The sequence below is a fragment of the Pseudomonas sp. Marseille-Q5115 genome, assembly GCF_916618905.1.
Taxonomy (GTDB): Bacteria; Pseudomonadota; Gammaproteobacteria; order Pseudomonadales; family Pseudomonadaceae; genus Aquipseudomonas; species Aquipseudomonas japonica_A.
On record NZ_CAKAKI010000001.1, the window covers coordinates 3,396,368 to 3,420,570 of the forward strand.

The 24,203-nt window shown below is 62.6% G+C and carries 24 protein-coding genes and 1 tRNA gene; 14 read left to right on the forward strand and 11 right to left on the reverse strand.

Annotated features, from left to right (window positions below; genetic code table 11):
• Positions 1–61: 61 nt before the first annotated feature.
• The gene (locus LG385_RS15505) at positions 62–295 is read right to left on the reverse strand and encodes a DUF1127 domain-containing protein (RefSeq protein ID WP_225775014.1); all 234 of its coding nucleotides are present in this window, start codon (positions 293–295) and stop codon (positions 62–64) included.
• Between the two features lie 96 nt (positions 296–391).
• Between LG385_RS15505 and LG385_RS15510 the strand changes: the two genes are divergently transcribed.
• A complete protein-coding gene (locus tag LG385_RS15510; protein ID WP_225775015.1) occupies positions 392–1,246 on the forward strand; it encodes a LysR substrate-binding domain-containing protein in 855 nt (284 codons plus the stop codon).
• Here the strand turns inward: LG385_RS15510 and LG385_RS15515 are convergent, their stop codons facing one another.
• Positions 1,247–1,996 carry a sulfite exporter TauE/SafE family protein gene (locus LG385_RS15515; protein ID WP_225775016.1) on the reverse strand — a complete coding sequence of 250 codons (750 nt, stop codon included), beginning with the start codon at positions 1,994–1,996 and terminating at the stop codon, positions 1,247–1,249.
• Positions 1,997–2,176: 180 nt separating this feature from the next.
• Between LG385_RS15515 and LG385_RS15520 the strand changes: the two genes are divergently transcribed.
• Positions 2,177–2,647, forward strand: a complete 471-nt coding sequence (locus LG385_RS15520; protein WP_181117337.1) for a MarR family winged helix-turn-helix transcriptional regulator — start codon at positions 2,177–2,179, stop codon at positions 2,645–2,647.
• A gap of 71 nt (positions 2,648–2,718) precedes the next feature.
• Here LG385_RS15520 and LG385_RS15525 read toward each other — a convergent pair whose 3' ends face one another.
• Both LG385_RS15525 and earP read right to left on the reverse strand, forming a co-directional pair.
• Positions 2,719–3,288 carry an elongation factor P gene (locus LG385_RS15525; RefSeq protein WP_225775017.1) on the reverse strand — a complete coding sequence of 190 codons (570 nt, stop codon included), beginning with the start codon at positions 3,286–3,288 and terminating at the stop codon, positions 2,719–2,721.
• A gap of 41 nt (positions 3,289–3,329) precedes the next feature.
• The gene (gene earP / locus LG385_RS15530; RefSeq protein ID WP_225775018.1) at positions 3,330–4,460 is read right to left on the reverse strand and encodes an elongation factor P maturation arginine rhamnosyltransferase EarP; all 1,131 of its coding nucleotides are present in this window, start codon (positions 4,458–4,460) and stop codon (positions 3,330–3,332) included.
• A gap of 132 nt (positions 4,461–4,592) precedes the next feature.
• Between earP and LG385_RS15535 the strand changes: the two genes are divergently transcribed.
• The 3 genes from LG385_RS15535 (at position 4,593) to LG385_RS15545 (ending at position 6,027) form a co-directional block, all read left to right on the forward strand.
• The gene (locus LG385_RS15535) at positions 4,593–5,069 is read left to right on the forward strand and encodes a hypothetical protein (RefSeq protein ID WP_225775019.1); all 477 of its coding nucleotides are present in this window, start codon (positions 4,593–4,595) and stop codon (positions 5,067–5,069) included.
• Positions 5,069–5,551: a GreA/GreB family elongation factor gene (locus LG385_RS15540; RefSeq protein WP_225775020.1), complete on the forward strand. Its 483-nt coding sequence runs from the start codon at positions 5,069–5,071 to the stop codon at positions 5,549–5,551. The genes LG385_RS15535 and LG385_RS15540 overlap by 1 nt, the downstream gene beginning before the upstream one ends.
• 95 nt (positions 5,552–5,646) lie before the next feature.
• A complete protein-coding gene (locus LG385_RS15545; RefSeq protein WP_181117332.1) occupies positions 5,647–6,027 on the forward strand; it encodes a hypothetical protein in 381 nt (126 codons plus the stop codon).
• 55 nt (positions 6,028–6,082) lie between these two features.
• Here the strand turns inward: LG385_RS15545 and LG385_RS15550 are convergent.
• Positions 6,083–6,172, reverse strand: a tRNA-Ser gene (locus tag LG385_RS15550).
• Positions 6,173–6,369: 197 nt separating this feature from the next.
• On the opposite strand from LG385_RS15550, the gene LG385_RS15555 reads away from it, so the two are divergent.
• The 3 genes from LG385_RS15555 (at position 6,370) to LG385_RS15565 (ending at position 8,886) form a co-directional block, all read left to right on the forward strand.
• Positions 6,370–7,065: a crotonase/enoyl-CoA hydratase family protein gene (locus LG385_RS15555; protein WP_225775021.1), complete on the forward strand. Its 696-nt coding sequence runs from the start codon at positions 6,370–6,372 to the stop codon at positions 7,063–7,065.
• Between the two features lie 81 nt (positions 7,066–7,146).
• The gene (locus LG385_RS15560; RefSeq protein WP_225775022.1) at positions 7,147–7,884 is read left to right on the forward strand and encodes a lysophospholipid acyltransferase family protein; all 738 of its coding nucleotides are present in this window, start codon (positions 7,147–7,149) and stop codon (positions 7,882–7,884) included.
• Between the two features lie 30 nt (positions 7,885–7,914).
• A complete protein-coding gene (locus tag LG385_RS15565) occupies positions 7,915–8,886 on the forward strand; it encodes a magnesium and cobalt transport protein CorA (RefSeq protein ID WP_225775023.1) in 972 nt (323 codons plus the stop codon).
• A gap of 82 nt (positions 8,887–8,968) precedes the next feature.
• Here LG385_RS15565 and LG385_RS15570 read toward each other — a convergent pair whose 3' ends face one another.
• The 6 genes from LG385_RS15570 to LG385_RS15595 form a co-directional block, all read right to left on the reverse strand.
• Positions 8,969–9,703, reverse strand: a complete 735-nt coding sequence (locus LG385_RS15570) for an amidotransferase (RefSeq protein ID WP_225775024.1) — start codon at positions 9,701–9,703, stop codon at positions 8,969–8,971.
• A gap of 495 nt (positions 9,704–10,198) precedes the next feature.
• The gene (locus LG385_RS15575; RefSeq protein WP_181117327.1) at positions 10,199–11,020 is read right to left on the reverse strand and encodes a transglutaminase family protein; all 822 of its coding nucleotides are present in this window, start codon (positions 11,018–11,020) and stop codon (positions 10,199–10,201) included.
• Positions 11,017–11,967: an alpha-E domain-containing protein gene (locus tag LG385_RS15580; protein ID WP_225775025.1), complete on the reverse strand. Its 951-nt coding sequence runs from the start codon at positions 11,965–11,967 to the stop codon at positions 11,017–11,019. Before LG385_RS15580 ends, LG385_RS15575 begins: the two co-directional genes overlap by 4 nt.
• A complete protein-coding gene (locus LG385_RS15585) occupies positions 11,957–13,390 on the reverse strand; it encodes a circularly permuted type 2 ATP-grasp protein (RefSeq protein WP_225775026.1) in 1,434 nt (477 codons plus the stop codon). The genes LG385_RS15580 and LG385_RS15585 overlap by 11 nt, the downstream gene beginning before the upstream one ends.
• Before the next feature lie 335 nt (positions 13,391–13,725).
• Positions 13,726–14,067, reverse strand: a complete 342-nt coding sequence (locus LG385_RS15590; protein ID WP_181117324.1) for a ribonuclease E inhibitor RraB — start codon at positions 14,065–14,067, stop codon at positions 13,726–13,728.
• A gap of 99 nt (positions 14,068–14,166) precedes the next feature.
• Positions 14,167–14,403 (reverse strand): hypothetical protein, encoded by a 237-nt coding sequence (locus LG385_RS15595; RefSeq protein WP_225775027.1) that lies wholly within the window; start codon positions 14,401–14,403, stop codon positions 14,167–14,169.
• Between the two features lie 184 nt (positions 14,404–14,587).
• Between LG385_RS15595 and LG385_RS15600 the strand changes: the two genes are divergently transcribed.
• The 6 genes from LG385_RS15600 to LG385_RS15625 all read left to right on the forward strand — a co-directional run bounded on the left by LG385_RS15600 (position 14,588) and on the right by LG385_RS15625 (position 24,173).
• Complete coding sequence (locus tag LG385_RS15600) at positions 14,588–17,119, forward strand: penicillin acylase family protein (RefSeq protein WP_225775028.1); 2,532 nt, start codon at positions 14,588–14,590, stop codon at positions 17,117–17,119.
• A 271-nt stretch (positions 17,120–17,390) separates the two neighbouring features.
• Positions 17,391–18,137 carry a gluconate 2-dehydrogenase subunit 3 family protein gene (locus LG385_RS15605; protein ID WP_225776258.1) on the forward strand — a complete coding sequence of 249 codons (747 nt, stop codon included), beginning with the start codon at positions 17,391–17,393 and terminating at the stop codon, positions 18,135–18,137.
• Positions 18,138–18,139: 2 nt separating this feature from the next.
• Positions 18,140–19,927: a GMC family oxidoreductase gene (locus tag LG385_RS15610; protein WP_225775029.1), complete on the forward strand. Its 1,788-nt coding sequence runs from the start codon at positions 18,140–18,142 to the stop codon at positions 19,925–19,927.
• A gap of 6 nt (positions 19,928–19,933) precedes the next feature.
• Entirely contained in the window at positions 19,934–21,250 is a 1,317-nt protein-coding gene (locus tag LG385_RS15615) for a cytochrome c (RefSeq protein ID WP_225775030.1), read from the forward strand.
• A 251-nt stretch (positions 21,251–21,501) separates the two neighbouring features.
• Positions 21,502–22,518: a ligase-associated DNA damage response exonuclease gene (locus tag LG385_RS15620; protein ID WP_225775031.1), complete on the forward strand. Its 1,017-nt coding sequence runs from the start codon at positions 21,502–21,504 to the stop codon at positions 22,516–22,518.
• Positions 22,515–24,173, forward strand: coding sequence for an ATP-dependent DNA ligase (locus LG385_RS15625; RefSeq protein ID WP_225775032.1), 1,659 nt, complete (start codon positions 22,515–22,517; stop codon positions 24,171–24,173). The genes LG385_RS15620 and LG385_RS15625 overlap by 4 nt, the downstream gene beginning before the upstream one ends.
• The last annotated feature ends 30 nt before the right edge of the window (positions 24,174–24,203 follow it).

Genomic DNA, 24,203 nt, shown 5'->3' on the forward strand with positions numbered 1-24,203 from the left:
CCCCTCAGCAGCGGCTTCAACTCCGTGGAGCCTGCCATAGCCGGCTGTGCCAGCCCCAAGCTCAATGCTTGAGTGGGTCATCCCAGAACGGCCGGTCGGCTTCGGACACGATATCGGCGCGGCTCAGCCCCAGGTCATGCAGCGCGTTGTCGCTCAACGACGCCAACTGCCGCCGCTGCTGCGCCAGTTCATGCCAACGACCAAGGCGACCGAAAACGCTCTTTAGCCAAGCCGTAACCGGCAAGAAATGAAACGGCGCCGGGTGAGCCCGCACAAAACCTTTTTGACCTTTCATCTTGTCGCCCTCCGTGAGTGATGGGCAAAGTGTCTGCCTGGCGATAAGATCAATCCAACGAATGTTTTTTATCCCTCCCATCTCGGGGTTTGATGAATGGCCACGTATCCCAGCATTGATTCAGATGTACTGCGCACTTTCGTGGCCATTGCCGACCACGGGGGATTTACCCGCGCAGGCGAGCTGGTCAACCGCACTCAATCCGCCGTGAGCATGCAGATGAAGCGGCTGGAAGAGGATGTGCTGCAGCGACAGCTGTTCGAGCGCGACGGCCGGCAGGTTCGCCTGACCGCCGAGGGGCAAGTACTATTGGGCTATGCCCGGCGCATCCTCAAGCTGCACAGTGAAGTGTTCAACACGCTCCGCGCACCGCATATGGTCGGCACGGTGCGCATCGGTACGCCAGATGATTACGCCATGCGGTTCTTGCCGGGCATCCTGTCGCGGTTTGCCGAGGCTTACCCGCTGGTGCAAGTGGAAGTGCATTGCGAAAGCTCCAAGGCGCTGATGAACCGCCAGGACCTTGACCTGACCATCGTGACCCGCGAACCGGGCAACGAGATCGGCCAGCTGTTGCGTCAGGAACGCTTCGTGTGGGCCGAGGCGAGCGGTTTCTCACCCCACGAGCGAGACCCGATCCCACTGGCCATGTTCAACACCGACTGTTTCTGCCGGGCCTGGGCCTGCAATGCGCTGGATACGCGGGGCAAGCCTTATCGCATTGCCTACACCAGCCCGAGCCTGGCGGCGATCATGGCCGTGGTCACCGCGGGCCTGGCGGTCACGGCCCAATTGCGCAGCCTGATCCCGGCGGACATGCGCATCCTCGGCCCGGCCGAGCAACTGCCAGAGCTGCCGCTGGCGAATGTGATGCTGCTGCGCAATGCGAGCACCCAATCGACGGTGACTGAATCCCTGGCCGAGTTCATCTCCGAGGGCTTTCGGCTGTGATCACACCTTCATTGCCAGCATCAAGGCACACAACAGCAAGAACCCGCAGAAGGCTGCGCGCAACACACGCTCGGGCAAGGCATAGGCCAGTTTCACACCCCAACTGATGCTCAACAATCCGCCTACCGCCATCGCCAGGCCCATGGGCCAGTTCACATGGCCGTGCAACGCATAGGTCACCAAGGTGATGCCGGTACTGGGCGCGGCAAGGGCCAGCGATAGCCCTTGGGCCACTACCTGGGAAGCACCGAACACCGCCGTAAGCACCGGGGTGGCAACCACCGCGCCGCCCACCCCGAACAGCCCGCCCGCCAGCCCCGCCAGCCCACCGAGCGCTGCCAGCCATGGCCAGCCATGTTTGAGCGCCTGGCTGGGGGGCGTCTGGTGCCCGAACATACGCACCAGATTCGTGAGCACCAGAAACAGCAGAAAACCAATGAAGCCTTTGCGCATCACGGCGCCATCCAGCCCTACCGCCCACAGCGACCCCAGCCAGGCGCACACCAGCCCGGCGATACCCAAGGCCACGGCGTGTCGGTGATCGATTCGATTGCGTTGGTGATAGCGCCACAGCGCCAGCAGCACATTGGGTACCACCATCACCAGCGCGGTGCCCTGCGCCAGTTGCTGGTCCAGCCCGAACAACAACCCCAGTGCCGGAATGGCGATCAGCCCCCCGCCGATGCCGAACAAGCCGCCAAGCGTTCCCAATGCCGCGCCAAAGGCTACATAGCCTACCCAGTCCAACATGCCGAGCCTCCGTAAAAAACGCGCCATCGTACGGGAAATGAACATTTAACGAACTTCTGAATGCGTTCACGGTTCGAAATTTCAGGCTGCTCACGCAGTACCGATAGAGCCGACATGGATTGAATGGCACACTAAATACCAGCGCACCACTTTTATCGTCATTCGACATCAAGGATCAGCATGAAAGCCGAACATTCAACAAAACAGGCGGCCGACTCCGGCGATCACTTGCTGCTGGATAACCAGCTTTGCTTTGCCCTTTATTCCACCTCACTGCTGATGACCAAGGTCTACAAACCCCTGCTCAGCAAGCTGGGGCTTACCTACCCTCAATACCTGGCCATGCTGGTGCTGTGGGAGCGCGACGGCATGACCGTGGGCGAGATCAGTACGCGCCTGCTCACCGACCCTGGCTCCCTTACGCCCCTGCTCAAACGGCTGGAAAGCCTGGGCCTGCTCAGCCGAACCCGCAGCAAGGAAGACGAGCGCGTGGTGATCGTGAACCTGACCGACGCTGGCCGGAACCTGCGCGACGATGCGCTGGAGATACCGGCCTGTGTCTTCGGCGCGGTGGCCATGGACCCACCTGACCTGCGCAAGCTGCAGGACCGCCTGCTGGAACTGCGCGGCCGGCTTCAGGATAACGTCTGAGCCCCACCTAGGCGCATCGCGCAGGCACAAAAAAACCCGGCGCCTGGCCGGGTTTTTCATCGCAGCGGAGCTTACTTCGCGCGGCCCTTGTAGGAACCGCCTTCGCGCGTATCGATCTCGATCATGTCGCCGATTTCGATGAAGTCGGCTACCGACAGTTCGGTACCGTTTTTCAGTTTGGCAGGCTTCATGACCTTGCCGGACGTATCGCCACGGGCGGAACCTTCGGTGTAGTCGACCTGACGCACGATGGTGGTCGGCAGCTCTACGGATACCAGGCGGCCTTCGAAGAACACGGCTTCGCAGATGTCGGTCATGCCTTCTTCGATGAACGGCAGAACGGCTTCGATATCTTCGGCGTTCAGCTCGTACATGGTGTAGTCGGTGGTGTCCATGAAGGTGTAGCTGTCACCACTGATGAAGGACAGAGTGGCTTCCTTGCGATCCAGGATCACGTCGTCCAGCTTGTCGTCAGCCGAGTACACGGTTTCGGTCTTGTAGCCGGTCAGCAGGTTTTTCAGCTTGGTCTTCATGATCGCGCTGTTACGGCCGGACTTGGTGAATTCGGCCTTCTGCACCAGCCAAGGATCGTTGTCGATCCGCAGGACGGTACCGGGTTTGAGCTCTTTACCAGTTTTCATTACGCAATTCCGAATAGGGGTGGTGACGGTCTAGCCGCGTATCATAGCGAATTTCGGCAAAACTGCACCAGCGCCGTGGCAAGGTCCGGGCGAGCGGCCATTTGCTCGCACCATGCGCGGGCGTGGGCTTGCAGCACGTCACGATGGGCCTCGAAGTTCACCCAGGCGGTGGCCATGTCCCCGTCCATGTTCCAGGCGCGCCACAGCCCGGACAACGCTTCGGCGGCAGCGGCGGGCAGTGCCTCGGTGTAAAGGTCGAGGAAGGCCTCGAGCTTTTCCCAGTGTGCGTATTCATCCTGCCGGTAGATGTGCCAGAGCATCGGCCGCGCTGCCCATTGGGCCCGTACGAAAGAGTCCTCCCCGCGCACGGCATTGAAGTCGCATGCCCATAACACATGGTCGTAATCGCGCTGAGAAACGAACGGCAACACCTGGACCGTGAGCGCACCCCGCACGCAGCACTGGCCCGGTTGCAGCCGCTCCCCTGTCCAAGGCTCCAGGCTGGCCAGCACTCGCCCCTCCGGCACTAACAGATGGATGGGCTGGGCGGACTCCGACAGTTGCGTCAACCAGCCCGGCAGGCCGTCGTTCTCGTAGGCGAACAGCGAGATCAGCCGAGCACCGGGCGCCGGGGTTACACCAAGGCTGCGCAGGAACCCGGCCCGTATACCTACGTCATGCTCGAACACCGCCCGGCGCGCGAGCAGGTCCGCTTCGCGCAGCAAGCCGCCGGTGTCCTGGCGAAACCCTGGGAAGAAGAAAAACTTTCTCAACCCGCCGGATTTCATCGAGGGCAGGCCGTGGCACCCCCCCACCCACGGCTCGGCGCTCAGGTAATCGAGGTTGACCCACAGGGTGGGGCCGGGCCGGGCCGCCAGAGCGGCTTCGTACTCCGCAGGCAGTTTGCAGCCGAATGCTTCTATCACTACCTGCGCGGCAAGGGCGCCCGGCCACGGATCGCGCCAGGCACACACCTCCACACCTTGCACCTGCTGCGCCTGGGCATGGGGATCGGCGCCCGGGCACAGTCGAGCGAACGCGCCGAGGTCGTCGATCCACAGGCGAACCTTCAGGCCGTGTTCACTCGCCAACTGGCGGGCCAGGCGCCAGGTCACTCCGGCGTCACCGAAGTTGTCCACCACCTTGCAGAAAATATCCCAGCTGTTGTCCATTGTGCTCCTGCCGAGCAAGGCAAACCGCGAATTGTGCGGGCTGGCCTCAGGGCCGTCCACTGTAGGCAGCACGGACTGTGCCACACTATCGGCAGGTGCTTGTGCCGTCGGCAATGTTTTCGGAGACCTGAAATGCCCGTCCACCCTCCCCGCCGCACGCTCGCGGTGCGTATTCCCAGCCTTTCGCTGGTGCTGTCCATTGCACTGGGTATGTGGCTGGGCTTCCTCCTTATACTCGTGACCGGCTGGGCCGCCTGGCATTACGGCTATGCACCGCCCTTCGCCCCAAGCCCTACCGCGAGTACTGGCGCTGCTACCGCACCGCCGCGCCCGGTCGACCGCCAGCCTGCGCAGGTGCCAAAGCCAGTGCCTGCACAGCCAGGCATGCAGCCGCCTTCGGACCCGAAGCCGGAGCCAGGGCCTGGAGCCGATGAGATGTTCCAGCACTATCAACAAAACCTGCACTCACAGGCGTTGCGTGACGCAGAGGCGGCAGCCCGCGCCAACCCTGCAAACCAGGCCAACCCAAAATGCCAGTTCTGGCTGGAGCAGGCACAAACGGCCGCCACCGATGACAGCCGCGAACAGGTGGCGAGGTTCTGCAACTGATGGACAAAGCTAACCTGCACGGGGTGATTGTGAGCGCACTCGAACGCGACCTGGCGGTGGCCCAGCGCGCGGCGCAAACCGCCTATGAAGCCGCAACCCATGAAGAAAACGTCGCGGAGAACAAATACGACACCCTGGGCCTGGAGGCGTCTTATCTGGCCACGGGGCAAGCGCGGCGCATGGCCGAAATCGCCCAGGCGCTTAGCCGGGTTCGGGAGCTGCGCATCGCCGAGCACGCCCCTGAGCATGGCCTGCGTATCGGTGATTACGTGGAGCTGGAGAATGCCGAGGGCGAACTGCGCGCGCTGTTCATCGGCCCTGACGCTGCAGGCCTGGTGGTTCAGGTAGAAGGCCGAAACGTGACGGTGATCACGCCCAACGCCCCGCTCGGCCAGGCCTTGCTGCGCCACCGCGAAGGCGATGAAGTTCACCTGCACGTGGCCGGCAAGCCTCAGCACTATGTGATCACCCAGGCCTGGTAAGCACTGCCCCTGCCCCTCCGTCGCCCCGACATTGACGAAGCGCCCTCATGAGCTATCACCAGAGGAAGCTTTCGTGAACGGGGCAGGAGCGCAGCATGGCCAAGATCACTATCCAGGCCGGTGACTTTCTTCAAGGCGACGGCCACTTCGAGAATGACGCCTTCACCCTCAAGACCGTGCGCAACCCTTCAGAGGGCGAGAAAATACCGCTCAGCCGGGTCGCCCGGCTTACCATCGCCAATGAGGAAACCGCGCGCCACCTGGTGCCGGCGCTGGGTTGGGGCATGGCCGGCGCCCTGGTGGCGGGGCCGGTAGGTTTCATGGCGGGGCTGTGGTTCGGCGGCAAGGAACATGAGGTGACCTTCGTGGCCACGCTCAAGGATGGCCGCATGCTTACGGCGATCGCCAACCGGGAAACGTTCGGGCAGATCAATGATACGCTGGCCCCGAAAACGCCGCGCGACCGGCTGGCCTAGGTCGAGCCAAAAGCAAAAAGCCCCGCAAGCGTTGGCTTGCGGGGCTTTCTTTATGTGGCGGTGAGGAAGGGATTCGAACCCTTGATACAGTTTCCTGTATACACACTTTCCAGGCGTGCTCCTTCAACCACTCGGACACCTCACCGTAGCTCTTCACACCGTCAGTGTGTCGAGGCGCGCTAATGTAGTCGAAACAGAATCGGATGGCAAAGCTTTTTTTATGCTTTTCATGCGCTTACCCAAACGGCAAGCTGCGGCCGTGACTGCCAGGTCACCCGCCGCGCTTTACCGGAACGAAGGTGCCAGTTAACGTTTGCCTCCTCTCATACAAGGAACCGCTCCATGTCCGACCTGATCGACTACCGCCTCGACGAAGGCGTGGCGACGCTCACTCTCAACAACGGCAAAGTGAACGCTATTTCTCCCGCAATGATCGAGGCGTTCAATCAGGCGCTGGACCGGGCCGAAACCGACCGCGCGGTGGTAGTGATCACCGGCCAGCCCGGCATTCTCTCCGGCGGCTACGACCTCAAGGTAATGACGGCCGGCCCGCAACAGGCGGTGGAACTGGTCACCGCAGGCTCTACACTGGCACGCCGGCTGCTCGCGCACCCGCACCCGGTGGTGGTGGCGTGCACCGGCCATGCCGTGGCCAAGGGCGCCTTCCTGCTGCTGGCGGCGGACTACCGCATCGGCGTTGAAGGCCCGTTCCATATCGGCCTGAACGAAGTAATGATTGGCATGACCATGCATCACGCCGGGATCGAACTGGCGCGTGATCGCCTGCGCCGCTCGGCGTTCCACCGCTCGGTCATCTGCGCGGAAATGTTCGACCCTCAGGGCGCCTTGAGCGCGGGCTTCCTCGATGAGGTAGTAGCGCCTGAGGCCTTGGCGGCAGCGGCAACCAAGGCTGCACAGCGCCTGAAGAGCATCAACCAGCTTGCCCACCGCAACACCAAGCTCAAGGTACGCAAGGCCCTGCTCGACACCCTGGAAGAAGCCATCGCGCTGGACCGTGAACAGTTCAAGGTAGGCTGAGGCAGCAACGCCCTCGATGTCATTTGCCGCTTGCAGGCCACGACCGTACACTGCGTGGCCTTTGCATCGAGAGTAGTTGGCATGCTCTACGTCGTTCGCATGGCCTTGCTGGGCCTGAATTTTCTGGTGGTGGGCGTGCTTGGCCTGCTGGTCGGGCTGGCCCGGCCGTTCAACCCGGACAACAACCGGATCTTCGCGCGGCTGTACAGCCGGCCGTCGCTGGCGCTGATGGGCCTGCGGCTGGAGGCGGACGTCGCCACACTACAAGCGCAGCCGCCAGGCTTCGTGATCATCGCCAACCACCAATCCAATTTCGATGTGTTCTTCCTCGGCTCGATCGTGCCACGCCGCATGGCGTGCATCGGAAAGAAAAGCCTGGGCTGGGTCCCCTTGTTTGGTCAGCTGTTCTGGCTGGGCGGCAACGTGCTGCTCAACCGGGACAACGCCTACCAGGCCCGACGGGCGCTGCAAACCACCAGCCGGATACTGCGCGACCAGCACACGTCTATCTGGATTTTCCCTGAGGGTACGCGTAACCCTGATGAGCGCCTGCTGCCGTTCAAGAAGGGCGCATTCATGATGGCGATCGACGCGGGCGTGCCGATCGTTCCGGTCTGCGCCAGCCGCTATGTGCGAGCGCTGGACTTCAACCGCCGCCACAGTGGCGACATTCGGGTACGCTCACTGGCGCCAATCCCTACCCAGGGGCTTACCGCCAAGGATATTCCCGACCTGATGGCACGCTGCGAGCACGCCATGCAGGCCTGCATCGACGAGCTGTCTCAGGTCACTGAACTGCAAGCACACGCACCACTCTGATCTGGCGACACCAGTGGAGATCCACCGATCATGGGCCGAGTCGTTGCCGCGGCGGTGTACAGCGCCGGCAAGAAAGTTACTGACATCAAGCTGGAGGATGGCCGCCAGTGGGCCTGCCAGCCTCGCCACTTCGTGTGGATCGGCCTTGAGGAGCCCGATGCCGCCACGCTGTCCTTGTTGCAAAAGCAGTTTGGCCTTCACGAGTTGGCTATAGAAGATGCGCTGGAGCGTCACAGCCGGCCCAAGCTGGAAACCTTCGGCGACGCGCTGTTCATCGTGACCTACTCACCCGTGCGGCGCGAAGGCAAGCTGGAATTCATCGAAACCCATATCTTCGCTGGCAAGGGGTACGTGATCACCTGCCGCAACGGCCACTCTGCTTCGTACGCGCTGGTACGCCAGCGCTGCGAGGCGCGGCCGATCCTGCTGGAGCATGGCGAGGATTTCGTGCTGTACGCCATCCTCGATTTTGTGAGCGAGAACTACCAGCCCGTCACCGAAAGCATCCATCAGGAAATCGAAACGCTGGAGCAGAACGTGCTGAGCCAGGCGCTCAACGAGCGGGATATCCATTGCCTGCACAACCTGCGCCGGGACCTGCTGCGCATGCGCCGCTACCTGGCACCGATGGTGGAAATCAGTGAGGAACTGCAACGGCTGGATTTTCCGTTCATCGACAAGAACATGCGGCCGTACTTCCGCGATGTGCAGATCCACGTCACGCGGCAGATGGAAGATTTGACCGGCATTCGTGACATCGCCAGCCAAACCATCGAAATCGGCATGCTGCTCGAATCCGCGCGGCAAAGCGTTACCCAACGCAAGTTCGCCGCCTGGGCCGCCATCCTGGCCTTCCCCACCGCCATTGCCGGCATCTACGGCATGAACTTTCAGTACATGCCAGAGCTGAACTGGCACTACGGTTACTTCACGGTGCTGGGCGTGATCGTGGTGGGCTGTTCAGGGTTGTTCGCCAGCTTCAAGCGGTCGGGGTGGTTGTAAGCTGGTCATTCCCGGGCTACTGCCTGGTCCCACATGGTGATCGCCATCCGTTGTGTGACCAGGTAGCTGGATTGCTGCCGAATCAACCCGCTTTCTGCGCCTGCTCCCGCGGCGCGGCCACGAAGCGCATCATCCATTCGGCAACGGTGGCGCCGTCGTGGTCGTGGGCCAGGCTGTCCATGGCCGCCTGATACTCATGCTCTCCGAGGTTCTGCTGGCGAAGGTCGAGCAACGCGCGGGAGTAGTCGTGGACAAACTCCGGGTGGCCCTGGAAGCACAGCACCTGATCGTTTAGCTGGTAAGCGGCGTAGCGGCAGAATTCGCTGGAGGCGACCACGGTGGCCCCTTCGGGCAGCTCGGTCACCTGGTCCTGATGGCTGATGAGCAGTGTCAGGTCACCGCTGTGTGGGGTCATCCAGGGGGCCTGAGCGTGCAACTGGTACCGGTGGCTACCCACGCCCCAACCTTGCTCTGCCCGTTGCGCGCGGCCACCCAGCAGCAGCGCCAGCAGTTGGTGGCCGAAGCAGATCCCGAGCAGTTTGTCGCCCCGCTGGTAGCGCTCGAGCAAAAAGGCCTTGAGGGTTTCGATCCAGGGATCGTTGCCGAACGAGTCCGCCTTGCTGCCCGTGACCAGGTAAGCATCGTAGCGCGCGTTCTCGGGCGGATACTGCCCGTCCACCACATTGAACACGTCGAAATCCGCGGCCACCGGCTGGCGTTTGAACAGCGCCTGGAACATCGCGCCATAGCCGGTGTACTGCTCCACCAGCTCAGGGCGAATGTGGTCGGTTTCGAGGATGCAGATGCGCAACGACATGGGTATCGGTCTCGGGTCGAAACAAGCGGGATTGCTTGCCGCAAGCCTGCATGGGAACGGTAGGTAAATGCAATACCACGGACAGACGAACGGTCAGGCGGTGAAGTGACTCTGCGCAGGCTGTCTAGGTCAACGTACTGAAACGATACGGCGAGGAGTTCCCCGGGATTTTGCAGCTAAATAGGGCAAATTCCTACCTGATCGTGCTGGACAGCACACTGTGTGCTTCTACATTGAAAAGTGTTCCGGTCGCGCGGGCCGCTCGCCTGCGCACCGCGACCAGCCAATACGCAGTGAAGCCGCCCCAGGCAGCGGGGCTGGCGCTGGTCAACAAAAAGAAAGGCTAGATGTCATGTTCAAACATCCCAAATTTCGCCAGGCGGGGCTCATTGTCTTTGCCACGACATTACTTTTGATCGTGCCCAACCTGGGGCGCTTCTTCGGCTAGCAGGCGCTAGCGGCCGCAGCCTCCGGGGCAGCGGCCTGGCGCATCGTTCACTGTTGCTGAGTGAGTACTGCCGTCGCACGTGCGGGCGCAGGCCCGGCGGTGACCTCTACGTGCCCGCTGCTGGCTTTTATTCCGCCTGCGCGGCGCATGGCGCGCACAGGGCAGGCGTCCAGATGGTCCAAGCCTACCGCCAGCTTGAGATGCCGCTCGGGCCGCGCCAGCCCCTCGGCTACGTCGAAGCTGTACCAGGCGCCATCAAGCCAGGCCTCCGCCCAGGCATGGTCGGCAAGCTCATGGCTCCCCGGCGTGTACAAATAGCCTGATACATAGCGCGCGGCGATGCCCAGCGTACGGGCACCGGCGAGAAAAGCGTGCGCCTTGTCATGACAGCCGCTACTGCGCTGCGTGAAGGCCTGGGTCGCGGTCAGCGGATGAGCCTCATTCCCTGCTGCAGCGGCCATGTGTGCACCGAGGCCATGCATCAGCTCGATCAAGGCGTTACGGTCGCGTCGATTGCCGCAGGTGGCGTGAGCGAATTCCCGCAGCCCCAGATCGGCCTCGGTCAGGCTGGTGGTTCGCAGGTAAGGCAAAGGCGACGGCCGTTCGTGTTCGGCCTCCAGGGTTTCGTTGATTTCAACCTGCCCACGGGCGCGGATGACAATTTCCCCATGGGGGTCCTCCAGGCTCAGCACGTGAAGCACATTGCCGAAAGGGTCGAGCTGCGGGCGAACGGCCCGTGGCAGGTCGAGCTGCCAGCTGAGCACCTGCTGGCGCTCGGTATCGTGCGGAGTAAGGCGCAGGTACTGAATGCTGCTGCGCACTTCGTCCTCGAAGCGATAGGTGGTTTCGTGACTGATCGTAAGCCTCATACAACCTCCAGGTAGCAGCGGTGAATGACGTTACCCAGCTCGCGTATTTCATCGATGAACTGGTTTAGCCACTCGTGCAGGCCTTCCTGCAAAATGTCGTCGATCCCGGTATAGCGCAAGCGCGCGTCCATCTCCGCTGCCGTACGTTGCGCGGGACGGCCATTGAGCCCCGGCAGGACCGAGAGAATCTGGTCGATTTCCTCGGTACAGGCGCGCAGGGAACGAGGGACGTCAGCCCTGAGCAACAGCAGCTCGGCCACCGGGCGCGCCGCCGGGGCATCCCGGTAGATTTCCGTGTAGGCCTCGAACGAGGACAACGCTCGCAGCAGTGCACTCCATTGGTAGTAACTCCAGGCCGAGTCGTCTGCCACGGTGTTGAGCGCTTTGATGCTCATCATTTCGTAGCGGGCATCGAGCAGGCGCAACGTGTTGTCGGCACGCTCGAGGAAGGTGCCCAAGCGGATGAAGCGGAAGGCATCGTTGCGCATGATGGTGCCGTAGGTAGCGCCACGGAACAGGTGCGAACGCTCCTTGAGCCACTCGCAAAAGCGGCTCATGCCGTATTGCGCCAGCCCCTGCGCCGCGATCCCGCGGATTTCCAGCCAGGTGGCGTTGATGTTTTCCCACATGTCCGCGGTAATTCGCCCACGCACCGCATGGGCCGACGCCCGCGCCGCGACCAGGCAGCTGTAGATGCTGCCGTGATTGGTGGCATCCAGTGCAAAGAAATGCAGCAGGCGTTCGTGGTCCAGCTCACCGTGGCGCGCAATGTAATCGTCGAGCGTGCCGGTGATCAGCAACGGCATGGCCATTTCGTCGAGGCCGGTGCGGCCGTCCTGGGGCATCAATGACAGCGAATAACTCACATCGAGCATGCGTGCCATGTTCTCCGCGCGCTCCAGGTAGCGCGACATCCAGTAAAGGTCTGAGGCGGTTCTACTGAGCATTGGGCAGGCTTCCTTGATCCTCGACAACCCAGGTGTCTTTGGTGCCGCCGCCCTGGGACGAATTGACCACCAGCGAGCCCTCGCGCAGGGCGACACGGGTCAGGCCGCCGGGCACCACTCGGGTTTCTTTGCCGGACAGCACGAACGGGCGCAGGTCGATATGGCGAGGGGCGATACCGTTTTCCACGAACGTGGGACACGTTGAAAGGCTGAGGGTGGGTTGGGCGATGTACGCCGCCGGCCGCGCCTTGATGCGCGCGCGGAACGCTTCGATCTCGGCAGCGGTGGACGCCGGCCCCACCAGCATGCCGTAACCCCCAGACCCCTGGGTTTCCTTGACCACCAGCTCGGGCAAATGCGCCAGCACATGGGACAGCTCCTCCGGCTTGCGGCACTGCCAGGTGGGCACGTTCTTGAGAATCGGCTCTTCGTCCAGATAAAACCGGATCATGTCCGTCACGAACGGGTACACGGACTTGTCATCCGCCACGCCGGTACCGATGGCATTGGCCAGCACCACGTTACCGGACCGGTAGGCCACCAGCAGACCAGGCACGCCCAGCATCGAGTCGGGGTTGAAGGCGAGCGGGTCGAGGAAGGCGTCGTCCAGCCGGCGATAGATCACATCCACCTGCTGGGGGCCGTGGGTGGTGCGCATGTACACCTTTTCGTCACGAACGAAGAGGTCTGCCCCCTCGACCAGTTCCACCCCCATTTCCCGCGCCAGAAACGCGTGCTCGAAGAAGGCGCTGTTGAAGCGGCCCGGCGTGAGTACTACTACGCTGGGGTCGTCCAACGGGCTGGAGCTTTTGAGCGTGTCCAGCAGCAGGCTGGGGTAGTGATCGACCGGTGCGATCCGCTGCGCCGCGAACAGCTCGGGGAAGAGGCGCATCATCATCTTGCGGTCTTCGAGCATATAGCTCACGCCGCTGGGGGTACGCAGGTTGTCTTCCAGTACGTAATAGCTGCCATCGCCATCGCGTACCAAATCCACCCCTGAAATGTGCGAATACACGTCCCGGTGCAAATCCAGCCCTTGCATCGCCAGCTGATATTGCTCGTTGGCCAGTACCTGCTCCGCTGGTATCACGCCGGCCTTGATGATGCGCTGGTCGTGGTAAAGGTCGGCGAGGAACATGTTCAGCGCCTTCACACGCTGAATGCAGCCGCGCTCCACCACTCGCCATTCACTGGCCGGAATACTGCGCGGGATGGTATCGAAGGGGATCAGCCGCTCGGTACCTTGTTCGTCCCCATAGAGGGTGAACGTGATGCCAGCACGGTGAAACAGCAGGTCGGCTTCACGGCGCCGTTGCGACAGGAGCTCTTCGGGGGTGCGGGCAAGCCATTGGGCAAAAGCCTGATAGTGCGGGCGAACATGGCCGTCCGCGTCGTACATCTCGTCATAAAAGGTGCGGCTCATGCCGTGCTCCTTGTCACCTGGACATACCTTTGTCGCAAGCCCCGTGCCAGCACTCTGAACTTCAAGCACCACGGTACCCGCTGCGGTTACCCATTACCGCAGGGGCAAGAACCGCACTAAAACCGTGCAAGCGCAGGCAGGGGAACAAAGGCCACGCCTCACGGGGACGCAAGCCCCCGTTAAAGGCTTATTGCTATGACCTATATAGTCGCGGTTGATTTCACACGCCTGGCCTATCGGGTGCAAACTTGGCGCCTGTTCGGCATCTACCGCCGACACCCTTTACGTTCCCGTTCGGCCACCCTTGAGGTGGCCTTTTTTTTTGGGCACCACCTTTACGCTCGGTGCCCAGGTAACCTGTGCTTTACGCCCCAGCCTTCTATTTCGCCGCCAAGCGGCTCTACAACACATTCAAAGTCGTGTTCGAACTCGCCGATCCCGAACCGAGTGGCATACATCAGCTTCGACAATTCCAGGTGCCAGGCGCCATCCGGGCGCTCCATCACCTGTGCGTTGAGAGACTCGCCCCTGAACTGACCAGCGGCGGCGCGGGCGCCGTCTTCGTCAGGGAACACCGCATAGAATTCGATGGGATGGATGGCGGCGAAGTCAAAGCCACCTTCTTTCATTTTGCGGAGCAACATCGTACTGATGTCTTCCTGGTAAACAGTGCTCATGTCTCGTCCTCCTGAAAGCGATGGATAGACTTTCCGTGTTACCGGCCACGCCGGTCACTTGCATGAAGCGTTCGAAGGTAAAGGGAGGCGTTTGCGGGTTCAGGGCTTTTCGTTGATGTCGGTGATTCTCACTCCATTCTGCTCTTCGAGCCATTTGACCGCGGGAGCCTCCACGCGGCCTTCGAAATCGTTGAGATCCGCCTTTGCGGTAACCGGGAACAACTTCGTACGCACCGCCACAGCCGCTTCTTCGGTAGTCGGCTGGTTATCCGACGCCAGCTCCAGGCGGTCAATGATGCCCTTGTGGTCTAGGAAGGTGATCTCCCACTTTCTCATTGGTATCTCCTTCGGGCCGTGATTGTAAGGATAAGAGGCCTCGTGCCTGCCCATAGTGGACCGGGCGGCTGGCAGGGTTGTTCCGCCCGTGTTGCCCTGAAATAAAGCCGATGGGCTGGCTTGCGAACCGCCGACAGGCTAACTACCTTAAGCGCCTTTCCGATGCTTGCCCCAGGAGCCCTCCATGGCGTTGTCTGCTTTCCGCCACTTTGTACCCCGTTTCGGCCTGGCCGCAGCCATTTCTGGCGCGCTCGGGCTAGCGGGGTGCCAGACCTGGGTCGACGACCACAACAGTGAAAGCCTGCCGCCCAGCATGGGGGTGCAGCCGCTCAAAGGGCTGGGGCAAAACGTGTCAGTTCGGCGCAACACCCTGGGCATGCCGCTGATCGAAAGCAGCAACTTCCATGATGCGCTGTTCGCCCTGGGCTATGTACACGCCAGCGATCGGATCAGCCAGATGGTGGGCATGCGCCTGCTGGCGCAAGGGCGCCTGGCCGAAATGGTCGGGCCAGGCGCACTGGAGGCCGACCGCTTCATGCGCACCGTGGACCTCAAGCGCCGTGCCGCCGAATTGTACGCCGCCGCCTCGCCGCGCTTGCGTAACTTCTTCGAGATCTACGCACGAGGCGTGAATGCCTGGCTGTTCCGTTACAAGGACAAGCTGCCGATGGACCTCGCACAGTCGGGCTACAAGCCTGAGTACTGGAAAGGCGAAGATTCGGCACTGGTGTTCTGCCTGATGAATTTCAGCCTGCAGATGAACCTCCAGGAAGAAATCAACAGCCTCGTGCTGGCACAGAAGGTAGGTGCCGACAACCTGGCCTGGCTGTTGCCCACCTACCCCGACGAGCCGTTGCCCTTCGATGAAGCGGCCAAGCTCAAGGGGCTGGCCCTGGGTGGGCAGTTCGCCAGCCTGAGCGCCGTCAGCGAGCAGCTCGCCGGCCTCGGCCAACTGGGCGTGGCGGCGTCCAACAACTGGGCACTGGCACCGTCGCGCAGCCGCAGTGGCAAGAGCCTGTTCGCCAATGACACCCACTTGCCCATCGGCCTGCCCAGCGCGTGGAATTTCGTGCAGATCCGCGCACCGAAATTCCAGGCCGCCGGGGTGTCGCTCGCTGGGGTGCCTGCGGTGGTGGCCGGCTTCAACGGCAAACTCGCCTGGGGCATGACCATGGTCATGGGCGATAACCAGGACGTGTTCCTGGAGCGGGTGAAGCGCGAGAACGGCGTATTGATGTACCAGGCCGACGGCAAGTGGCTGCGCGCGCCCGCACGCAACGAAACCTTTTTCATCAAGGGCCAGAGCCCTGTGCGCGAGGTGATTTACGAAACCCGCCACGGCCCATTGCTCAATACCGCACTGGGCGAACGCAAGGTGGGCGTGCAGCCCGCACCGTTCGCCAGCGGCTACGGGCTGGCCCTGGAAACGCCAGACCTCAAGGATGACCAGTCGCTGGATGCCTTCTTCAACCTGTCCCGCGCGCAATCGGTGGAAAAGGCCTTTGACAGTGCCCGTGACATCCGCGCTATCGCCTTGAATATGGTATTTGCCGATGCCAATGACATCGGCTGGCAGGTGACCGGTCGCTACCCGAACCGCAAGGATGGCAAGGGGCAGGTGCCTTCGCCCGGTTGGGACAGCCGCTACGATTGGGACGGCTACGCCGACCCGATGTTGCACCCCTATGATCAAACGCCCGCCAGCGGCTGGCTGGGTACCGCTAACCAGCGTACCGCGCAGCCGGGCTATGGCATGCAGCTGTCCAGCTCCTGGTATTACCCAGAACGCAGTGAGCGCATCGCCCAGCTGGCCGCCAACGGCAAGCAGGACGCCCGCAGCATGATCGCCTGGCAATACGACCAGACCACGCTTTTCGCCGCCAAGCTCAAGCGCATGTTCGAGGCGCCAGGTGTGGCCCAACCCCTGCAAAAAGCTATCGACGCCCTCCCGACCGCGGACCGCGCCAAGGCACGGGAAGCGCTCAGCCGATTGATGGCCTTCGATGGTCGGCTGTCGGCGGATTCGGCCGATGCCGCCCTCTACGAGCTGTTCCTTCAGGAGAGCGCGCGCCAAACGTTCCTTGACGAGCTGGGGCCAGAAGACAGCCCCGCGTGGAAGGCCTTCGTTGCCAATGCCGACCAATCTTATTCCGCCCAGGCCGACCACCTGCTCGGCCGCGACGACAGCCCGTTCTGGGACGACACGCGCACACCTGGCAGGGAAGACAAGCCAACGATCCTGGCCCGCAGCCTGGCAGCGGCGGTAACCAGCGGCGACAGCCTGATGGGCACGGACCACAAGGCTTGGCAGTGGGGCAAGCTGCATCAATACCGCTGGACCACCGAAGGCACCAAGATGGCTCCCTGGCTGGACGCTACCCAGCGCGCGGGCCTGGCTGCCCTCGATGGCTACCTCAACCGCGGCCCGGTACCGGCCGGCGGCGATCACACTACCCTCAACGCGGCGGCCTACCACTGGGGCAGCAACTTCGACGCCTGGCTGGTGCCGGCCATGCGCATCGTGGTGGACTTCGGCCAGCCCGAGCCCATGATGGGGGTGAACAGCACCGGCCAGTCCGGCAACCCGGCCAGCCCGCATTACGCCGATGGCATCCAGAACTGGCTCAAGGGCCAGTACATGACCTTCCCGATGCAGCCGCAAAACCTCGAGAAAGCCTATGGCACACAGCGGTTGACCCTGGTGCCGGCCAAGTAAGCCCTACCATACAGGGGCGGCCCAGATGGGCGGCCCCGCCGCTTCCGACCCGCATAAACCCTGCCCCGCATCAACCCCAACGTATTGCAAGATGTAACATCGCCGCACTCATCTGCTACCATGGATCCCAACAGCGTAGCTCCCTATCGTTTTTACGATCCGCCCGCCCCGGGCACCCCGTCCTATAAAAGCAAAAACAACGCCTCCTCGCTGATCCCCGCAATCGCTTCGCCGCACCTAACCGTGATTCACTCTCGAGGGAGATGCCATGATGGCAACCAGAAATAAAACCGGCCACTCCGACGCCAGGCGCGATTTCTTGCGCAAGTCGCTGACCCTGATTCCCGTGGTAACCCTGGCCAGCGCCGGTGTTGCCGCTCCAGTGCTGGCACAAACCCCTGCGCCAGTCCCCGCGCCGCCCAAACCGTCAACCGATGTGAATGACTACCACCCCACTTTCTTCACCCAGGAAGAATGGGCGTTCCTCAATTCGGCCGTGGCCCACCTGATTCCCAATGACGACCGCGGCCCGGGAGCTGCCGAAGCGGGAGTGCCGGAGTTTATCGACCGCCAGATGAACACCCCTTACGGCAGCGGTGCGTTGTGGTTCATGCAGGGCCCTTTCCACCCGGACGCACCCGCGGAGCTGGGCTATCAGCTTAAGCTCTCGCCACAGCAGATCTACCGCCTGGGCATTCAGGAAACCGACACCTATTGCCGTAACACCTTCGGCAAGGTGTTCGCTGAACTGAACGCCGACCAGCGCGAGCAGGCACTGCAGGCGCTGGACACCAACAAGGCGCCGTTCGAGGCCCTGCCCGCCAGCACGTTTTTCAACATGCTGTGGAGCAACACCAAGGAAGGCTTTTTCTGCGACCCCATCCATGGCGGCAACAAGCACTTGGTGGGCTGGACGCTGATCAATTTCCCGGGCGCCCGCGCCGATTTCATGGATTGGGTAGAGCGCGACGAACGCTACGCCTTCCCGCCTGTTTCTATCAACGGCGCGCGGGGTTGAGCATGGCCAAGGTACTCGAGAAGAAAAACGTGGTGATCGTGGGCTTCGGCTGGACCGGCGCGATCATGGCCAAGGAGCTTACCGAAGCGGGCCTGGAGGTGGTTGCGCTGGAGCGCGGCCCCATGCGCGATACCTACCCTGACGGGGTGTACCCGCAAACCATGGACGAGTTGACGTTCAACTCGCGCAAAAAGCTGTTCATGGACATTTCCAAGGAAACCGTAACCCTGCGCCACAGCGTGAACGACGTGGCCGTGCCCTATCGGCAGTTCGGTGCCTTCCTTCCGGGCACGGGCGTAGGTGGCGCGGGGCTGCACTGGTCGGGCGTGCACTTTCGGGTAGACCCGATGGAGCTGCGGATGCGCAGCCACTATGAAGAACGCTACGGCAAGAAGTTCATCCCCGAAGGCATGACGATCCAGGACTTCGGCGTGAGCTACGAAGAACTCGAGCCGTTCTTCGACTTCGCTGAAAAAGTATTCGGCACCTCCGGCACCGCCTGGTCGGTGAAGGGCGAAGTGGTGGGCGAAGGCAAGGGCGGCAACCGCTTCGCGCCCGACCGCTCCAACCCCTTTCCCCTGCCCGCGCAGAAGAACACCGTGTCGGCGCAATTGTTCGGCCAGGCGGCGGCTTCCTTGGGCTACCACCCCTACAACCTGCCGTCGGCCAACACTTCGGGGCCCTACACCAACCCTTACGGCGCGCAGATGGGCCCGTGCAACTTCTGTGGCTATTGCAGCGGGTATGCCTGCTACATGTATTCGAAGGCTTCGCCCAACGTGAACGTGCTGCCGGCGTTGCGCCAGGAGACGAAGTTCGAGTTGCGCACCGAGGCCCACGTATTGCGGGTTAACCTCACCGCCGACAAAAAGCTCGCCACCGGCGTGACCTACGTTGATGCCCAAGGCCGCGAGTTCGAGCAACCGGCCGACATCGTGATCCTGGGGGCTTTCCAGTTCAATAATGTGCGCCTGATGTTGCTGTCCGGCATCGGCAAGCCCTATGACCCGAAAACCGGTGAAGGGGTGGTGGGGCGCAACTTTGCCTATCAGAACATGGGCACCGTGAAAGCGTTCTTCGCCAAGGATCAGCACCACACCAACCCCTTTATCGGGGCAGGCGGCAACGGCGTGGCCATCGACGACTTCAACGCCGACAACTTCGATCACGGCCCACATGGCTTCGTGGGCGGGTCACCCTTCTGGCTCAACCAGGCTGGCACCAAGCCAATCTCCGGGGTGATTACCCCGCCGGGTACGGCCAAATGGGGCAGCCAATGGAAGGCGGCGACCGCGGACTATTACACCCATCACCTGTCGATGGACGCCCATGGTGCGCACCAGTCCTACCGGGACAACTACCTGGACCTGGACCCGGTGTACACCGATGCCTATGGCCAGCCGCTGCTGCGCATGACGTTCGACTGGAAAGAGAACGACATCAAGATGACCCGCTTCATGGTGGACAAGCTCAGCGAGATCGCCAAAGCGATGAACCCTACGGCCATCTTTGCGCACAAGCGCGAGTTCAACAGCCACTTCGACGCCGCCACTTACCAGACCACCCACCTCAACGGTGGCGCGATCATGGGCACCGACCCCAACACCAGCGCGCTCAACCGTTACCTGCAGAGCTGGGACGTGCACAACGTATTCGTTCCGGGCGCCTCGGCGTTCCCGCAAGGCCTGGGTTACAACCCCACCGGCCTGGTGGCGGCGCTGACGTACTGGAGCGCCCGCGCCATTCGCGAGCAGTATCTGAAAAACCCCGGCCCGTTGGTGCAGGCATAAGGAGCGATGACCATGAAAACCCTGCTCATCGCCTCCCTGGCATTGTCCAGCCTGCCCTTGTGGGCGGCTGACAACGTAGACCAAGCTCTGGTGCAGAAAGGCGAATACCTAGCACGCGCCGGGGACTGCGTGGCGTGCCACACCGCCAAGGGCGGCAAGCCCTTCGCTGGTGGCCTGCCCATGGAAACGCCCATCGGTACGATCTACTCCACCAATATCACCCCGGACAGCACCGGCATCGGCGCGTACGCGTTCGAAGACTTCGACCAGGCGGTTCGCCATGGCATCGGCAAGAGTGGCAGCACGCTGTACCCGGCCATGCCCTACCCGTCCTACGCCCGCGTAAGCGACAGTGACATGGAGGCGCTGTACGCCTACTTCATGCACGGTGTGCAGCCCGTAGCCCAGGCGAACAAGCCGGTGGATATTCCCTGGCCGCTGAGCATGCGCTGGCCGTTGTCGATCTGGCGCGCCATGTTCGCGCCCAAGGTAGAGCCATTCACCGTAGCGGGCGCGGCCGCCGGAACAGACGAGATCGTCAACCGTGGTGCCTACCTGGTCGAAGGGCTGGGGCACTGTGGCGCGTGCCATACGCCGCGGGCGATCACCATGCAGGAGAAAGCGCTCAGCCCCGCCGACGGCTCGGCGTTCCTGTCTGGCTCCGCGCCGCTGGAAGGCTGGATCGCCAAGAACCTGCGCGGCGATCACAAGGACGGCTTGGGCAGTTGGAGCGAAGCCGAGCTGGTAGCCTTTCTCAAGACTGGCCGCAGCGACCGCACGGCGGTGTTCGGCGGCATGAGCGATGTGGTCGAGCACAGCATGCAGTACATGAACGACGCCGACCTCACCGCCATTGCCCGGTACCTGAAAACCCTGCCGCCCGTGAACCCCGAAGACACGCCGCAGGTGTACGACCGCGCCGTGGGTGACGCGCTATGGAAAGGTGACGACAGCAAGCCGGGCGCGTCGGTGTACGTGGACAACTGCAGCGCCTGCCACCGCACCGATGGCAAAGGCTACACCCGCGTATTCCCCGCCCTGGCCGGCAACCCGGTGGTGCAAACCGCCGACGCCACCTCGCTGATCCATATCGTGCTGCGCGGCGGAACACTCATCCCCACACACACCGCGCCGTCCAGCTTCACCATGCCCGGCTACGCCTGGCGGCTGTCGGACCAGCAAGTGGCGGACGTGGTGAACTTCATCCGTACCAGCTGGGGCAACCAAGGCTCGCAGGTGTCGGCCAAGGAGGTTAAAGACCTGCGCGAGAACGACCTGGACACCACCTCCGGCGATGACCTTGGGCAGGTTTCTTCGAAATAACATAAGTGTTGGCCCTTATTCGCGAGCTCCGCCCGCTTCCCACAGATTGAACTCACCGCACCACCCCCTGTGGGAGACGGGGGGCCGGCCTTCCGGCGCAGCCGCAGGCGGAGCTCGCGAAAGAGGGCTTCAGAAAACCGCTCAAGACAGCTGCCTCCCACAGGTGAGCGAGCCCCACCATAACCACCCGGTGCAACTTCCCCTAACCCGCACCGCTCTGAACAAACAAGCCCTTGTCAGCGAAGCCGCCCATGGACCTTGTTATCGCACGCCCCGAAGGCTTGTATTGCACGGCCGGTGATTTTTACATCGACCCATGGCGGCCGGTGCCTCGCTCGGTGATCACCCACGGCCACGGGGACCATGCCCGCATGGGGAACGGGCATTACCTGGCGACCGATATTGGCGCCGGGATCCTGCGCTCCCGGCTGGGTGCAGACATCAACCTGCAAACCCTGGCGTACGGCGAGCAGTTGGTGCACAACGGAGTCACGATCAGCCTTCATCCTGCCGGGCACGTGTTGGGTTCCGCCCAGGTGCGGCTGGAATACAAAGGCGAGGTGTGGGTCGCGTCCGGGGACTACAAGGTGGAACCGGACGGTACCTGTGCGCCCTTCGAACCGGTGCGCTGCCATACCTTCATTACCGAATCCACCTTCGGCCTGCCGATCTACCGCTGGCAGCCGCAGGCAGAGATTTTCGAGGAGGTGAACCAGTGGTGGCGTGAGAACGCGGCGTCGGGCAAGGCCAGCGTGCTGTTCTGTTATGCCTTCGGCAAGGCCCAGCGCCTGCTGCATGGCATTGATGCCAGCATCGGCCCGATCCTCACCCATGGCTCAGTTGAACCGTTGAACCGGGTGTACCGCGATGCCGGGGTGCACATTCCTCCCACCCACTACGCCGGTGACTTCAAGAAAACCGATGAGGCCCTGCGTTCGGCGCTGATCGTGGCGCCGCCCTCAGCAGGTGGCAGTACGTGGATGCGCCGCTTTGGCGACTATAGCGATGCCTTCGCCAGTGGCTGGATGCGCTTGCGCGGCACCCGCCGCCGGCGCGGGGTGGATAGGGGCTTCGTGCTCTCGGACCACGCCGACTGGCCTGGCCTGTTGTGGGCCATCGAACAAACCGGCGCACAACGGGTGATGGTGACCCATGGCTCGGTGAACGTGCTGGTGCGCTACCTGTGCGACCAAGGCCTGGATGCTCAGGGCTTTACCACCGAATACGGTGACGAGGACGAAGCCGCCACGGAGCCCCAGCCAGAATGAAAGCCTTCGCCAGCCTTTACGCCGAGCTCGATGCCACCACTTCCAGCAATGCCAAGCTGGCCGCCCTGCAAGCGTACTTTGCCGAGGCCGCGCCCGAGGATGCGGCGTGGGCGGTGTATTTCCTGTCGGGCGGCCGGCCCCGCCAACTGGTGCCTACTCGCCTGTTGAGGGAGCTGGCTATCGCGCTCTCTGGCCTGCCGGAATGGTTGTTCGAAGAAAGTTATCAGGCGGTGGGCGACCTCGCCGAAACCGTGTCGCTGGTGTTACCGGATTCCCCCCACAGTAGCGAAGCGGGCCTGGCGTGGTGGATGGAGCATGAGCTTTTGCCCTTGCGCGGGCTGCCACCTGAAGAACTGACCCAACGGCTGCCGCCCCTGTGGCTTCAACTGGACCGGCAAAGCCTGATGGTGTGCCTCAAGCTGATCACCGGCAGTTTCCGGGTAGGGGTGTCCAAGCTGCTGGTGACGCGCGCGCTGGCTCAATTGGCCGGGCTGGACAGCAAGCGCGTGGCGCAGCGCCTGGTGGGCTACACCGACCTCTCCCACCGCCCTACTGCCGAGGGCTACCTCAAGCTGATCGCCGCTGAGAGCGATGACGAACATGCCCAGCGCGGCGGGCAGCCCTACCCCTTCTTTCTCGCTCACGCCCTGCAGCAACCGGTGGAGCAGTTCGATACCCTTCTAGGCCCATGTGACCAATGGCAAGTGGAATGGAAGTGGGACGGAATTCGCGCCCAGATAGTGAAGCGTGACGGCCACCTGTGGGTGTGGTCCCGGGGCGAAGAACTCGTCACGGATCGCTTCCCGGAGTTTCAGGCGCTCACCTGCCTCCCCGACGGCACCGTGATCGACGGAGAGATCGTGGTATGGAAAGCTTCTGAGGGCACCGAGGACGAACCGCCATCGGTGCAACCCTTCGCATTGCTGCAACAGCGCATCGGCCGTAAAACCCTGAGCCGTAAATTGCTGGACGATATTCCGGTGGCGTTGCTGGCGTACGACCTGCTCGAACATGAGGGCAAGGATTGGCGCAGCCAACCACAGGCGGACCGTCGTGACATGCTCGAGCAAGTGTGCGCGCACGCGGCCAGCCCCGTGCTGCATCTGTCGCCGGTGCTGCAGGGCGACAGCTGGGCCCACCTTGCCCAACAGCGCGAAGCCTCCCGGCGGCTGGGTGTGGAAGGCATGATGCTCAAGGCTCGCGATGCGCTTTACGGTGTAGGCCGCACCAAGGACATGGGCGTGTGGTGGAAGTGGAAGGTCGACCCCTTCACCGTGGACGCGGTGCTCATTTATGCCCAGGCGGGCCATGGGCGCCGCGCCAGCCTGTATACCGACTACACCTTTGCGGTGTGGGACGGCCCACCGGGAACCGAGCGAACCCTGGTGCCCTTCGCCAAGGCGTATTCAGGGCTGACCGATGCCGAAATGCGCCAGGTGGATGCGATCATTCGTCGCACCACTGTGGAGAAGTTCGGCCCGGTGCGAAGTGTTACCCCTACCTTGGTGTTCGAGCTTGGATTTGAAGGCATTGCCCTGTCAAAACGCCACAAAAGCGGGATCGCCGTGCGTTTTCCGCGCATGCTCCGCTGGCGTCACGATAAGCCCGTGGAGGAGGCCGATAGTCTCGCAACGTTACAAGACCTGTTGAGTTGAGCCCCGCCTCGCACCACAATAGCGCCGCCG